The organism is Streptomyces sp. NPDC001348, assembly GCF_053597535.1.
The window spans coordinates 28,798-41,898 of the sequence record NZ_JBSFIK010000061.1 but is presented as its reverse complement, the minus strand read 5'-3'; the positions used below and the strand labels follow the sequence as shown (position 1 = coordinate 41,898).

Sequence of the window (13,101 nt, the reverse complement as noted above, 5' to 3'; positions counted from 1 at the left end):
CTTCCGCCGCGATGACCGCCGTGACGACCGCCGTGGCGGTGACCGTCCCGACTTCCGCCGTGACGACAGGCGTGGCGGTGACCGCCCGGACTTCCGTCGTGACGACCGTCGTGACGACCGTCGTGGTGGGGACCGCCCGGACTTCCGCCGCGATGACCGCCGTGACGACCGCCGTGGCGGTGACCGTCCCGACTTCCGCCGTGACGACAGGCGTGGCGGTGACCGCCCGGACTTCCGCCGCGATGACCGTCGTGACGACCGCCGTGGTGGCGACCGTCCCGACTTCCGCCGTGATGACCGGCGTGGCGGTGACCGCCCGGACTTCCGTCGTGACGACCGGCGTGACGACCGCCGTGGTGGCGACCGCCCGGACTTCCGCCGCGATGACCGCCGTGACGACCGCCGTGGCGGTGACCGTCCCGACTTCCGCCGTGACGACCGGCGTGACGACCGCCCCGGCAGCTTCCGTCGGGACGACAGCCGTGGTGACCGCGGTGGCTTCCGCGGGCGTGACGACCGTGGCCGGGACGACCGCGGGCGCGGCCCCCGCCGAGACGACCGGGGCGGTCGCCCCGGTGGTTTCCGGGGACGCGACGACCGTAGGGACGACCGGCGTGGCGGTGGCCGTTTCCGTGACGAGCGGAACCGCGACCGCGACCGGGAGCCGATCAAGCGGCTGCCGATCCCCGAGGACGTCACCGGCGAGGAGATCGACAAGGACGTACGGCAGGAGCTGCAGAGCCTGCCGAAGACGCTCGCCGACGACGTCGCCAAGAACCTGGTGATGGTCGCCCGGCTCATCGACGAGGACCCCGAGGGCGCCTACGGCTACTCCAAGGTGGCCCTGCGGCTGGCGTCCCGTGTCGCCGCCGTACGCGAGGCCGGCGGATTCGCCGCGTACGCGAACCAGAAGTACGGCGAGGCGCTCGCCGAGTTCAGGGCCGCGCGGCGGATGACCGGCAACGTGGACCTGTGGCCCGTGATGGCCGACTGCGAACGTGGGCTCGGCCGGCCGGAGAAGGCCCTGGACATGGCCGGGGCGCCCGAGGTGCAGAAGCTCGACAAGGCCGGACAGGTGGAGATGCGGCTCGTCGCGGCCGGTGCCCGGCGTGACATGGGTCAGCTGGACGCGGCGATCGTGACGCTGCAGAGCCCGGAGCTGGCCTCCAACTCCGTTCAGCCGTGGACCGCGCGCCTGCGGTACGCCTACGCCGACGCGCTGCTCGCCGCCGGGCGGCAGGCCGAGGCGCGGGACTGGTTCGCCAAGGCCGTCGAGGCCGACCGGGACGGCAGCACCGACGCCTCGGACCGGCTGGCCGAAATGGACGGCGTGGAGTTCGTCGACGTACTCGACGACAGCGACGACGACGCCTCCGGCGACTCCGAGGACCTCGCCCCGGTCGACGACAAGGACTGACGCGAAGGACTGACGACAAGGACTGACGCGAAGGACTGGCGAGACGGTCTGACCGCCGACAGGCGGTCAGACGTCCAGTGCCCGCAGCACCAGCCCCGAAGCCGGCTTCGGACCGAACGACGTCGACTTGCGGGGCATCGTCACACCCTGGCGGGCCAGTTCGCGTACGACGTCCTCCCGGACCGGGTGCATGAGGACGGCCGTGCTGCCGTCCTGCTCCGCCTTGGCGACCGTGGCGGCCGTGTCGTGGATGTAGGCGACGTGCGCGGGCGAGTCCTCGGGGATCCGCCAGAGGTGGGCGAGCAGCGTGGCGTGCAGGACCGTGGCGTCCAGGGTGCGCCAGGCCGCGGGGCGGTCGGCCGGGACCGTGCGGGCCAGCAGGGCGGCGTCCGGGCGGTCGACGAGGTGGAACGCGCCGTCCCCGGCGAGGAGGAAGGCGTTACCCGCGCCGGCCGCGTCCGCCAGCACCTCCAGGGCCTTGGCCAGGGACACCGTCAGACGGCGCACGCGGAAGTGGCCGGCCAGGGCGGTGAGTGCCTCGGCGACCGGGACGCCGTGCAGCAGGCGGTGGATGGCGCGCACGCGGAGCGGGTAGCGGATCGTGTCCACAAGGAGCACCAGTCCGTAGTCCCACGGGCTGGGGGAGGCATGCTCCGCGCGTAGACGCCGGTACGTCGCCCAGCGGTGGTGGCCGTCGGCGATCAGCGCCTGGCGGGGTGCCAGGTCCGACTGGACGAGGCGCACCTCGGCGGGGTCCGTGAGCGACCACAGGCGGTGCCGGAAGCCGTCCTCCGTGGTGGTGGCCAGGAGCGGGGACCGTTCGACGGTGCGTTCGATCGCGTCGGCGGTGACGCCGTCGCCCCGGTAGGTCAGCAGCAGCGGCTCCAGGTTCGCCGAGGTGGCGCGCATCAGGTCGGCGCGTTCGGCGACGACGGGCGGCATGACGTCCTCGTGCGGCAGCACGACGCCCTCTTCCGGTTCCGAGACGCGCAGGGCGCCGATCAGGCCCCGCTGGAGCAGGCCGTCGCCGTCGCGCTGCTCGTAGACGTAGAGGCCCGGTTCCCGGTCGGCGGTCAGGACGCCCTCGGCGAGCCAGCGGCGCAGGGTGTCGGCCGCCCGTTCGGTGCGCTCGGCGGGGGTGCCGGCCTGGGGCAGAATCAGCCGGACGATGTTGTGCGGATCGGCCGACTGGAGGTGGTGCAGGCCGTCGGGGCGGACGACGACGTCGTACGGCGGGGACGTGACGGCGGCGAGGCTGCCGACCCGGTCGGGGTCGTAGCGAAGGCCTCGGAACGGGGTGAGTTCCAGGCCTCGGCGCGCCGTTGCTTCCGAGTGACCTGCAGTGTTCATCCCGGCATCGTACGTGTGTCAGTGGCGTACGGCATGATCGAGGCAAGAGCGTCGAACGAGGAGCGATGTGGAATGAGCCGGGGCGTCAGGACCAGGCCCGAGGGCAGCGCGCGGAACCTGAGCGAGGCGTACGACACGGCGCTGCTCGACCTGGACGGGGTGGTGTACGCGGGTGGGAACGCGATCGCGCACGCGGTCGACTCCCTTGCGGTCGCCCGGGACGGCGGGATGCGTCTGGCGTACGTCACCAACAACGCGCTGCGCACACCGGACACGGTGGCCGCCCATCTGACGGAGCTGGGCATACCGACCGGGGCCGGTGACGTCATCACCTCGGCGCAGGCGGTCGCACGGCTGATCAGCGAGCAGGTGCCCGCGGGGGCGCGCGTGCTGGTGATCGGCGGTGAGGGACTGCGGGTGGCGCTGCGCGAGCGCGGACTGGAGCCGGTGGAGTCGGCGGACGACGAACCGGTGGCGGTCGTACAGGGGTACGGGGGTCCCGAACTGCCGTGGGGGCGTTTCGCGGAGGCGTCCTACGCCGTCGCGCGCGGGGTGCCCTGGTTCGCGTCCAACACCGACCTGACCATTCCCAGCGGCCGGGGCATCGCGCCGGGCAACGGCGCGGCCGTGGAGGTCGTACGGATCGCGACCGGCGCCGAGCCGCAGGTGGCGGGCAAGCCGCTGCCGCCCATGCACCGGGAGACGATCCTGCGTACCGGTGCCGAGCGTCCCCTGGTGGTCGGGGACCGGCTGGACACGGACATCGAGGGCGCCTTCAACGGGGAGGTCGACTCGCTGCTGGTCCTGACCGGCGTCACGGACGGCGCCCAGCTGCTGGCCGCGCCGCCGCAGCACCGGCCGACGTACGTGGACGCCGATCTGCGCGGGCTGCTCACGGGGCAACCGGAGGTCACGGAGACGGGCGACGGTTTCCGCTGCGGCGGCTGGACGGCGACGGCGGCCGAGGGGCTCCGGCTGAAGGGCGAGGGCGAGGCCCTCGACGGGCTGCGGGCGCTGTGCGCGGCGGCCTGGACGGCGGCCGGTGAGGGTTCCTGCGAACTGGACGGAGGGAAGGCGCTGGCACGGCTCGGGCTCTGACCACACGGAATCGAAATCCAAGGCTAGGGTAGGCTAACCTAACCTCGTGTTGGTCGACAGTCCCCCCGAACAGCGCGCGGACACCGCCCCCGCGCCCCCGACCCACCGGGCGATACGGGCCGTTGGGCTCCTGGTCGCGGTCGCGATCCTGGTCCTCGTCGCCCTGGCGAGCATCGCGATCGGCGCGAAAGAACTGTCGGTGGACCAGGTGTGGCACGGCCTGTTCCACGCATCGGGAACATACGGCGACATCGTGGTCGACGAACGGCTCTCCCGGACCCTGCTCGGACTGCTGGCCGGTGCCGGACTCGGGCTGTCCGGGGCGGTCCTCCAGGCGCTGACCCGCAATCCGCTGGCCGATCCCGGGCTGCTCGGCCTCAACGCGGGGGCGTCGGCGGCGGTGGTCACGGCCATCACCTACTTCGGCGTCACCAGCCTGAGCGGCTATGTGTGGTTCGCGTTCGCCGGGGCCGCGGCGGTCGGAGCGCTGGTGTGGTTCCTCGGCGGCAGCCGGGGCGCGACGCCGGTACGGCTGGCGCTCGCCGGCACGGCGATCAGCGCCGCGCTCTACGGTTACCTCCAGGCCGTGATGATCATGGACGACGCGGCGCTCGGCAAGATGCGCTTCTGGACGGTGGGTTCACTCTCCTCGGCCACCGACTCGACCATCACACAGGTGCTGCCGTTCCTCGCGGTCGGCGCGGTCATCGCGCTGCTGCTCGCCCGGCCGCTCAACGCCGTTGCCATGGGCGACGACACCGCCCGTGCCCTGGGCGCCAACCTGGGCCGCACCCGGGCCCTGGCCATGCTCGCCGCCACCGTGCTGTGCGGAGCCGCGACCGCCGCCTGCGGTCCGATCGTGTTCGTCGGCCTGATGGTGCCGCACGTGGTGCGCTCCTTCACCGGCCCCGACCTGCGCTGGATCCTGCCGTACGCCACGGTCCTGTCACCCGTGCTGCTGCTCGGCGCGGACGTCGCCGGCCGGATCGTCGCCCGGCCCGCGGAAGTCCAGGTGGGTATCGTCACCGCGATCGTCGGCGGCCCGGTCTTCATCTTCCTGGTACGACGGCGGAGGACGGCACAGCTGTGAGGAACCGTCAGAACAGCCCCGCCGTCCGTGCCCTGCACACCCCCGGCGGGCTCTCCGTCCGTGTGGACCTCCGTGCGCTGACCGTCGTCGTCCTGCTGCTGCTCGCCGCGCTCACCATGAGCGTCCTGCTGATCGGCACCGGCGACTTCCCGATCTCCGCCACCGACGTCCTGAAGACCCTGACCGGCAACGGCACCCGGATCCAGGAGTACATCGTCCGTGACCTGCGGCTGCCGCGCGTCCTCGTCGGTCTCCTGGTCGGCGCCGCGCTCGGCCTGGGCGGCGCCCTGTTCCAGTCCGTCTCCCGCAACCCGCTGGGCAGCCCGGACGTGCTCGGCCTCTCCCAGGGCTCCACGGCAGGGGCGCTCGTCGTGATCGTGCTGCTGTCCGGGAACGCCACCGAGGTCACCGCCGGAGCGCTGATCGGCGGTCTGGTGACCGGGGCCGCCATCCATCTGCTCGCCTGGAAGCAGGGCGTGCACGGCTACCGGCTGGTCCTGGTCGGCATCGGCGTCTCCGCGATCGCCACGGCGGTCAACGGCTATCTGCTCACCAAGGCCGACCTCGTGGACGCCGCCCGCGCCGTCGTGTGGATGACCGGCTCCCTCAACGGCCGGGACTGGGACCAGGTCTGGCCGCTGCTCACGCTGTGCGCGGTGCTCGTACCGATCGTCCTCGCGGGCGCGCGCGACCTGAGGATGACGGAGATGGGCGACGACGTCAGCCACGCCCTCGGGGTGCGGGTGGAGCGCGTGCGGGCGGTACTGATGGTCTCCGCCGTGCTGCTGACCGCCGCCGCGACCGCCGCCGCGGGCCCCGTCAGCTTCGTGGCGCTCACCGCGCCGCAGCTGGCCCGGCGGCTGACCCGTTCCCCGGGACCCAATCTGGTGCCCTCACTGTGCATGGGCGCCGCTCTGCTGGTCACCGCCGACTGGGCGGCGCAGCGTGCCTTCGGCGCCGACCAGCTGCCCGTGGGCGTGGTCACCGGCATGCTCGGCGGCCTCTACCTGCTGTGGCTGCTCGTCACCGAACGCCGGGCGGGCCGGATATGAGAAACACCGGCGCCCCCACCGGCGACACCCCCGGCGAGACGAACGACCGAAGGAGCACCGTGAACCGCCTGTCCGCCGAGAACGTCACCCTCGCCTACGACCAGCGCGTCATCGCCGAACAACTGTCGGTGGAGATCCCCGACAACTCCTTCACGGTGATCGTCGGCCCGAACGCGTGCGGCAAGTCGACGCTCCTGCGGGCGCTGTCGCGGATGCTGAAGCCGAGCGAGGGCCGGGTGCTGCTCGACGGGCAGGTCATCCAGTCCATGCCCGCCAAGAAGGTCGCGCGGACGCTCGGTCTGCTGCCGCAGTCGTCCATCGCGCCGGACGGGATCACCGTCGGCGACCTGGTGGGCCGGGGCCGATATCCGCACCAGGGCATCCTCAGGCAGTGGTCGGCCGAGGACGAGCGGGTCGTGCGGGAGTCCATGGCGCAGACCGGGGTCGCCGAGCTGGCCGACCGGTACGTGGACGAACTGTCCGGCGGCCAGCGCCAGCGCGTGTGGATCGCGATGGCGCTCGCCCAGCAGACCCCGCTGCTGCTCCTCGACGAGCCCACCACCTTCCTGGACATCCAGCACCAGATCGACGTCCTCGACCTGTGCGCCGAACTGCACGAGAACCGGGGCCGCACCCTGGTCGCCGTGCTGCACGACCTCAACCACGCCGCCCGGTACGCCACCCACCTCGTCGCCCTGCGCGGCGGCAGGGTGATAGCCGAGGGGCCGCCCGGCGACATCGTCACGGCCGAACTGGTCGAGGAGGTGTTCGGGCTGCGTTGCCAGGTCATCGACGACCCGGAGACGGGCACGCCGCTGGTGGTGCCGGCGGCGCGCAGGGCACGGGCACACGTGAGCGCCACAGGCGCGGTGAGTGCTAGAGAAGCTTCCTGAGCCGGAACAGGTCCGGCAGGCTCGCCTCCAGCTTCACCCGGCCCGAACCCCACGCCCGGGCGAAGTGCAGACGGCCGTCGACCAGGGCCAGCAGATCGTCGCCGGCCATGGTGAGCCGGATCTGGGCCTTCTCGGGCGGTGCGCCCTGCACGGTGTCATGGACGTGGATGCGCCCGTCGGCCATCCGTCCGACGAAGGTGACGTCCAGGTCGGTGATGCGGCAGCTCACCGAGCGGTCCAGCTCGGCAGCCGCACGGACGTCGCCCTCGGCGTTCCGCATGTTGTCCGAGAGCTTCTCGAGTGCGGTGCGGCACTCCTCGATCGTTGCCATCGCGATCGACGGTACCGCAGCGGTTCAAGGTAGCGTCGGGGCATGAGCGACACAGTGCCCGAGGCCTCCGCCGAGGAGGGGGACGTCCAGGTCGAACCCGAGGACGACCCCGCCGCTCCCGCGCCGTTGAACGTGCCCCGCACCCCCACCGGCAACGCCGAGGTGGACGCCCGGCTGGAGCGGCTGGCCGACGCCGACCACCTCGCCACCGACGGCCATCTGGAGGTGTACGAGGATGTACACGGGGGGCTGCGCGAGGCGCTGACCGCGCTCGACGCCCGCCCGGGACCTCCGGGGCCCCCGTCGCCGTACCAGAGCAGGAGCTGAACCGAACGTGGCAGGAGTCGCACGCCGTCGTCTGGACGCGGAACTGGTCCGCCGGGAGCTGGCGCGTTCGCGCGAGCACGCCGGCCAGCTGATCGCCGCGGGGCGGGTCACCGTCGGCAAGACCGTCGCGACCAAACCGGCCACTCAGGTGGAGACGGCCGCCGCGATCGTCGTCGCGGCCGACGACAGCGACCCCGCCTACGTGTCGCGGGGCGGCCACAAACTGGCGGGAGCGCTGCAGGCCTTCGTCCCGCAGGGGCTGGTCGTCGAGGGGCGCCGGGCGCTGGACGCGGGCGCGTCCACCGGTGGCTTCACGGACGTCCTGCTGCGGGCCGGCGCCGCGCACGTCGTCGCCGTCGACGTCGGATACGGACAACTCGCCTGGTCTCTGCGGGCCGATGAACGCGTCACCGTCAAGGACCGTACGAACGTACGCGAGTTGACGCTTGAAGCGATCGATGGGGAGCCAGTGGATCTAGTCGTGGGTGATCTGTCCTTCATCCCGCTCGGGCTGGTGCTGCCGGCCCTGGCGCGGTGCGTGAAGCCGGACGCCGACCTGGTGATGATGGTCAAGCCGCAGTTCGAGGTGGGGAAGGAACGACTGGGCAGCGGGGGAGTCGTACGGAGTCCGCAGCTGCGGGCGGAGGCCGTGCGGGGTGTGGCCGAGAAGGCGTGGGAGCTGGGGCTCGGGGTGAAGGGTGTCACCGCCAGTCCGCTGCCCGGGCCGTCCGGGAACGTGGAGTACTTTCTGTGGCTGCGTGCCGGGGCGCCCGCCCTGGACCCGGCCGACGTCGATCGTGCAGTGGCGGAGGGGCCGCGTTGACTCAGAACCGAGCTCGTACTGTTTTCCTGCTCGCGCACACCGGGCGGCCCGCCGCGATCCGCAGTGCCGAGCTCGTGGTCAAGGGGCTGCTGCGGTCCGGCGTCGGGGTGCGGGTCCTGGAGTACGAGGCGCGCGACCTGCCGCTCCCCGAGGAGGTGGAGCTCGTCGAGGAGGCGACCCCGCAGAGCCTCGACGGCTGCGAACTGCTGATAGTGCTCGGCGGTGACGGGACACTGCTGCGCGGCGCCGAGTTCGCCCGGGCGTCCGGCGTGCCGATGCTGGGCGTCAACCTCGGCAGCGTCGGGTTCCTCGCGGAGGCCGAGCGGGACGACCTCGACAAGGTCGTCGACCGGGTGGTGAGCAAGGCGTACGAGGTCGAGGAGCGGATGACCGTCGACGTCGTCGTGCACCGCAACGGTGACATCGTGCACACCGACTGGGCGTTGAACGAGGCGGCCGTGCAGAAGGCGGGCGCCGAGAAGCTGCTCGAGGTCGTACTGGAGATCGACGGGCGGCCGGTGACGGGGTTCGGCTGCGACGGGATCGTCCTGTCGACGCCCACCGGTTCGACGGCCTACGCCTTCTCCGCGGGCGGACCGGTGGTGTGGCCCGAGGTGGAGGCGCTGCTGATGGTGCCGATCTCGGCGCACGCGCTGTTCGCCAAGCCGTTGGTGACCTCGCCGAACTCCGTGCTGGCGGTCGAGGTGCTGCCGCACATCCCGCCGGGCGTCCTGTGGTGCGACGGGCGGCGGACCGTCGAGTTGCCGCCCGGGGCGCGGGTCGAGGTACGGCGCGGTGCCGTGCCGGTGCGGCTGGCCCGGCTGCACCACGCCTCCTTCACCGACCGGCTCGTGGCGAAGTTCGCCCTGCCGGTGTCCGGGTGGCGGGGGGCGCCGCACTAGGGGGTGTCTTGTGGATCGGCCCGGCACACACCGACGGCGCCTTCCAGCCGACCCGAGTGGGGGCGATGGGGGCCCCGCGCGAGGCTGTTCGAGCGTGGGGGAGCGTGCAGCTGCAAGGCGGAGGAGGGCGTCGACGCGATGGGGGTCCCCCCCCGCGCGAGCGCAGTCGAGCGTGGGGGAGTCGGCAACCGACGACAACGCCGGTGGGGGCCCCTCGCGCTCGAGCGAAGCCGAGAGTGGGGGAGCGCGTGCCAGACCCCGCGACCCCGGGGTGATCCACAAGACACCCCCTAAGGAGTGTCCCAGGCCGGGTGCACTCCCCCGGGTGACAGGAGACTCCCTGGGTGACAGGGGGACCTCGCACTTCCGTGGCCGGACCTCGTATGGTCTTCTCCGTGCTGGAAGAGATGCGGATACGGTCGCTCGGGGTCATCGACGATGCCGTCGTCGAGCTCTCGCCGGGGTTCACCGCCGTCACCGGTGAGACGGGCGCGGGCAAGACCATGGTGGTCACCAGCCTCGGACTGCTGCTGGGCGGCCGGGCGGATCCGGCGCTCGTGCGGATCGGGGCCGGGAAGGCGGTCGTGGAAGGGCGGATCGCCGTACCCGCCGCCTCCTCGGCGGTCGTACGGGCCGAGGAAGCCGGGGCCGAGCTGGACGACGGGGCGCTGCTGGTCAGCCGTACGGTGTCCGCCGAGGGGCGCTCCCGGGCGCACCTGGGCGGGCGCAGCGTGCCCGTGGGCCTGCTCGCCGAGCTGGCCGACGACCTGGTGGCCGTGCACGGGCAGACCGACCAACAGGGCCTGCTGAAGCTGGCCCGGCAGCGGCAGGCGCTCGACCGGTACGCGGGCGACGCCGTCGCCGTGCCGCTGGCCAAGTACGGCGAGGCGTACCGGCGGCTGCGGGCCGTCTCCGCCGAGCTGGAGGAGATCGTCACGCGGGCGCGTGAGCGGGCCCAGGAAGCCGACATGCTGCGGTACGGGCTCGACGAGATCGCGGGCGTGGAACCGCGGGCCGGCGAGGACGTCGAGCTTGCCGAGGAGGCGGAGCGGCTGGGGCACGCGGAGGCGCTGGCGTCCGCCGCGACCGCCGCGCACGCCGCCCTCGCGGGCAACCCCGAGGACCCCGAGGGCATCGACGCGACGACCCTCGTGGCGGGCGCGCACCGGGCCCTGGAGGCCGTACGGTCGCACGATCCGGCGCTGGCCTCGCTCGCCGACCGGATCGGCGAGGTAGGCATCCTGCTCGGTGATGTGGCGGGCGAGCTGGCCGGGTACGCCGACGACCTGGACGCCGATCCGCTGCGGCTCGCCGCGGTCGAGGAGCGCAGGGCCGCGCTGAACGCCCTCACCCGGAAGTACGGGGACGACGTCGACGCCGTGCTGGCCTGGGCCGAGCAGGGCGCCGCGCGGCTGACCGAGCTGGACGGCGACGACGAGCGGATCGGTGAGCTGACCGCCGAACGCGACGCGCTGCGCGCCGAACTCGGCGGGCTGGCGCAGGCCCTGACGGACGCGCGGACGGAGGCCGCCGAGCGGTTCGCCGCCGCGGTGACCGCCGAGCTGGCCTCGCTGGCCATGCCGCACGCGCGGGTGTCCTTCGACATCCGGCAGACCGAGGACCCGGAGGGCGTCGAGGTCGGCGGGCGTGCCGTCGCCTACGGGCCGTCCGGTGTGGACGAGGTGGAGCTGCTGCTCGCCCCGCACCCGGGCGCCCCGCCGCGGCCCATCGCCAAGGGCGCCTCCGGCGGTGAGCTCTCGCGGGTGATGCTCGCCGTCGAGGTCGTGTTCGCGGGCACGGACCCGGTACCGACCTACCTCTTCGACGAGGTCGACGCGGGCGTCGGCGGCAAGGCGGCCGTCGAGATCGGGCGGCGCCTGGCGAAGCTCGCCAGGACCGCGCAGGTCGTGGTCGTCACCCACCTGCCGCAGGTCGCCGCCTTCGCCGACCGGCAGCTGCTCGTGGAGAAGACCAACGACGGGTCCGTCACCCGCTCCGGCGTGAAGGTCCTGGAGGGCGAGGAGCGGGTCCGCGAGCTGTCCCGGATGCTGGCCGGTCAGGAGGACTCGGAGGCGGCCCGGGCCCACGCGGAGGAACTGCTGGCGACGGCACGCGCCGAGGCGTAGCGGTGGCTCCCGGGCGGGGCGTGTTCAACGGTTCGCGGCCGTCGCCGGCTCCTCGGCGTGGGGTGGTGGCCGGAACAGGCCCATCAGGGTGTCCAGTCGGGTGTCGAGCGCGGACAACGCGTCCAGGGCGGGCTGTGCGGCCGTGTGGGGAGTCCCGGACCCGGCCGTGCGTTCCGGGGCCGGTGGCTGGGGCCGGCGGCCGATCGCGCGGCGTACCGCCAGGGCGTGGGCCGCGACCTCCCCGCGGCGCCGGGTGACGGCCGGGTCGTCCGCCAGTTCGTCCGGTGCCGCGGCGATGGCGCCGGTCAGCTCGTCCGTCTTCCCGATGCAGCCGCGGAGGGCCGCCCACGCCCGTAGCGGGCCGTCCTGCGGGCGCCGGCGAGGCGCCGGCAGCGCGTCGAGGACACGCAGCGGGGCGATGGCCACCGTCAGCTGGTCCACGTGGTGGGCGAAACGGGTCCGCGCCCGGCGTACGGCGTGTACGTCGTGCCAGTCGGCCTCCAGCAGTTCGCCCAGGACGGCCAGCGCCGCGGCGGTACGGGCCCGGGCCACGGCGGCCGTGCGGATCGGCAGCACCAGCCAGGAGGCGGCGAGACCGATGACCGCGCCGACCGCGATACCGGCCAGCCGGGTGCGCAGCAGATCCCCGGGGCTCTGCCCGAACCAGTCGTAGAGCAGGGAGAGCACCGCGGTGACGCAGGCGGCCCAGTACGCGTAGCTCAGCTCCCGCAGCCAGGTCGCGACGGTGAGCACCGCGAAGATGACGACGACGGCGCCGTCCGAACGCGGCCCGAAGGAGCCCGAGACGGCGCCCGCCACCAGCGTGCCGACGGCCGCGCCGGCCGTACGCCAGGCTCCCTTCACCAGGACGTCCCCGCGGCTGCGCGCACCACTGCACACCAGGAACGCGGTGAGGACCACCCAGGCCCAGTGGTCGGGCCAGGCGTTACGGCCGACCACGAACGCGGCCGTCAGCGCCGCCGCCATCTGCAGGGCCATGCGCGTGCTGGGGGACAGGCCGCCGCGCGCCCGGGCCGGCGCCTTCACCACCCAGGCGGCCGGGGGCGCGGGCAGGAACCTCGTGCGGTGGGCCGTCCAGGTCAGTCCGGCTCCCCAGAGGACCGCGAAGAGCGCCGTCACGGCCGCCCAGCCGGTGCGTTCGTGGCCGCTCGTGGGCGCGACCCCGGCGGGCACCACCAGAACGGCGACCAGAGGGAGGACGACGAGCGTACCCGCGCGCGTGGCGCGCGTTCCCAGCCGCCGGATCCAGATCGCGCCGGTCACACCGAGCACGAACACCGCGTCGCCCACGTTCGGGTGACGCTGGATCAGCGTGCTCAGCTCCGTCCCGCCGGCCGCGGCGCACGGCAGCACCGCGCAGGCGATCAGCCGGTCCGTGCGGTCGAAGACGCGCTGCACCCGGCCGAGCGCCGAGGCGACCACGACGGCCTGTACGACGCTGTCGACGCGCAGGCCCGCCACGTGCTCGATGAAGAGCGACCAGCCGTAGGTACCCAGCACGGTGGCCATGGCCACGACCGTGGTCCGCAGGTGCAGCCGGTCCGCGTCGAAGCGGAGGGCCTGACGTAACGACACCGAGAAACTAAGCACTGCGTAGGTTCACCGCCGACGTAAATTGCGCATTAACGGAATTCTGTGGGGTAGTGCGTCACGATCTAGTGAGTGTTACCT

At 73.1% G+C, this 13,101-nt stretch carries 12 protein-coding genes; 9 read left to right on the top strand and 3 right to left on the bottom strand.

Going from position 1 to position 13,101, the window contains the following annotated elements:
• Positions 1 to 676 precede the first annotated feature (676 nt).
• Entirely contained in the window at positions 677 to 1,417 is a 741-nt protein-coding gene (locus ACWC21_RS38740) for a hypothetical protein (protein WP_450889134.1), read from the top strand.
• Positions 1,418 to 1,483: 66 nt separating this feature from the next.
• Here ACWC21_RS38740 and ACWC21_RS38735 read toward each other — a convergent pair whose 3' ends face one another.
• The gene (locus ACWC21_RS38735) at positions 1,484 to 2,767 is read right to left on the bottom strand and encodes a DUF1015 family protein (RefSeq protein ID WP_450889126.1); all 1,284 of its coding nucleotides are present in this window, start codon (positions 2,765 to 2,767) and stop codon (positions 1,484 to 1,486) included.
• A 72-nt stretch (positions 2,768 to 2,839) separates the two neighbouring features.
• Between ACWC21_RS38735 and ACWC21_RS38730 the strand changes: the two genes are divergently transcribed.
• From ACWC21_RS38730 to ACWC21_RS38715, 4 genes are read left to right on the top strand one after another with little or no spacing between them, the layout of a single operon-like run.
• A complete protein-coding gene (locus ACWC21_RS38730) occupies positions 2,840 to 3,865 on the top strand; it encodes an HAD hydrolase-like protein (protein ID WP_450889124.1) in 1,026 nt (341 codons plus the stop codon).
• Between the two features lie 46 nt (positions 3,866 to 3,911).
• Positions 3,912 to 4,955, top strand: coding sequence for a FecCD family ABC transporter permease (locus ACWC21_RS38725; RefSeq protein ID WP_450889122.1), 1,044 nt, complete (start codon positions 3,912 to 3,914; stop codon positions 4,953 to 4,955).
• Positions 4,952 to 6,007: a FecCD family ABC transporter permease gene (locus tag ACWC21_RS38720; protein WP_450889120.1), complete on the top strand. Its 1,056-nt coding sequence runs from the start codon at positions 4,952 to 4,954 to the stop codon at positions 6,005 to 6,007. The genes ACWC21_RS38725 and ACWC21_RS38720 overlap by 4 nt, the downstream gene beginning before the upstream one ends.
• The gene (locus tag ACWC21_RS38715) at positions 6,004 to 6,900 is read left to right on the top strand and encodes an ABC transporter ATP-binding protein (RefSeq protein ID WP_450889118.1); all 897 of its coding nucleotides are present in this window, start codon (positions 6,004 to 6,006) and stop codon (positions 6,898 to 6,900) included. The genes ACWC21_RS38720 and ACWC21_RS38715 overlap by 4 nt, the downstream gene beginning before the upstream one ends.
• On the opposite strand, the gene ACWC21_RS38710 is transcribed toward ACWC21_RS38715, so the two are convergent.
• A complete protein-coding gene (locus tag ACWC21_RS38710) occupies positions 6,884 to 7,231 on the bottom strand; it encodes an SCP2 sterol-binding domain-containing protein (protein WP_450889116.1) in 348 nt (115 codons plus the stop codon). The genes ACWC21_RS38715 and ACWC21_RS38710 overlap by 17 nt on opposite strands.
• Positions 7,232 to 7,273: 42 nt before the next feature.
• On the opposite strand from ACWC21_RS38710, the gene ACWC21_RS38705 reads away from it, so the two are divergent.
• From ACWC21_RS38705 to recN, 4 genes are all read left to right on the top strand, one after another.
• Positions 7,274 to 7,558, top strand: coding sequence for a hypothetical protein (locus tag ACWC21_RS38705; RefSeq protein WP_450889114.1), 285 nt, complete (start codon positions 7,274 to 7,276; stop codon positions 7,556 to 7,558).
• A gap of 7 nt (positions 7,559 to 7,565) precedes the next feature.
• Positions 7,566 to 8,381 carry a TlyA family RNA methyltransferase gene (locus ACWC21_RS38700; protein ID WP_450889112.1) on the top strand — a complete coding sequence of 272 codons (816 nt, stop codon included), beginning with the start codon at positions 7,566 to 7,568 and terminating at the stop codon, positions 8,379 to 8,381.
• Positions 8,378 to 9,283: an NAD kinase gene (locus tag ACWC21_RS38695; RefSeq protein WP_389147449.1), complete on the top strand. Its 906-nt coding sequence runs from the start codon at positions 8,378 to 8,380 to the stop codon at positions 9,281 to 9,283. Before ACWC21_RS38700 ends, ACWC21_RS38695 begins: the two co-directional genes overlap by 4 nt.
• 383 nt (positions 9,284 to 9,666) lie before the next feature.
• Complete coding sequence (gene recN / locus ACWC21_RS38690; protein WP_450889132.1) at positions 9,667 to 11,409, top strand: DNA repair protein RecN; 1,743 nt, start codon at positions 9,667 to 9,669, stop codon at positions 11,407 to 11,409.
• 24 nt (positions 11,410 to 11,433) lie between these two features.
• Here the strand turns inward: recN and ACWC21_RS38685 are convergent, their stop codons facing one another.
• Positions 11,434 to 13,005 carry an FUSC family protein gene (locus ACWC21_RS38685; RefSeq protein WP_450889110.1) on the bottom strand — a complete coding sequence of 524 codons (1,572 nt, stop codon included), beginning with the start codon at positions 13,003 to 13,005 and terminating at the stop codon, positions 11,434 to 11,436.
• Positions 13,006 to 13,101 lie beyond the last annotated feature (96 nt).

What these genes read in the sequence shown, in the direction of transcription:
- recN (WP_450889132.1), top strand. Translation starts at nt 9,667, where the DNA reads ATGGTCTTCTCCGTGCTGGAAGAGATGCGGATACGGTCGCTCGGGGTC.
- ACWC21_RS38730 (WP_450889124.1), top strand. Translation starts at nt 2,840, where the DNA reads ATGAGCCGGGGCGTCAGGACCAGGCCCGAGGGCAGCGCGCGGAACCTG.
- ACWC21_RS38710 (WP_450889116.1), bottom strand. Translation starts at nt 7,231, where the DNA reads ATGGCAACGATCGAGGAGTGCCGCACCGCACTCGAGAAGCTCTCGGAC.
- ACWC21_RS38735 (WP_450889126.1), bottom strand. Translation starts at nt 2,767, where the DNA reads ATGAACACTGCAGGTCACTCGGAAGCAACGGCGCGCCGAGGCCTGGAA.
- ACWC21_RS38715 (WP_450889118.1), top strand. Translation starts at nt 6,004, where the DNA reads ATGAGAAACACCGGCGCCCCCACCGGCGACACCCCCGGCGAGACGAAC.
- ACWC21_RS38705 (WP_450889114.1), top strand. Translation starts at nt 7,274, where the DNA reads ATGAGCGACACAGTGCCCGAGGCCTCCGCCGAGGAGGGGGACGTCCAG.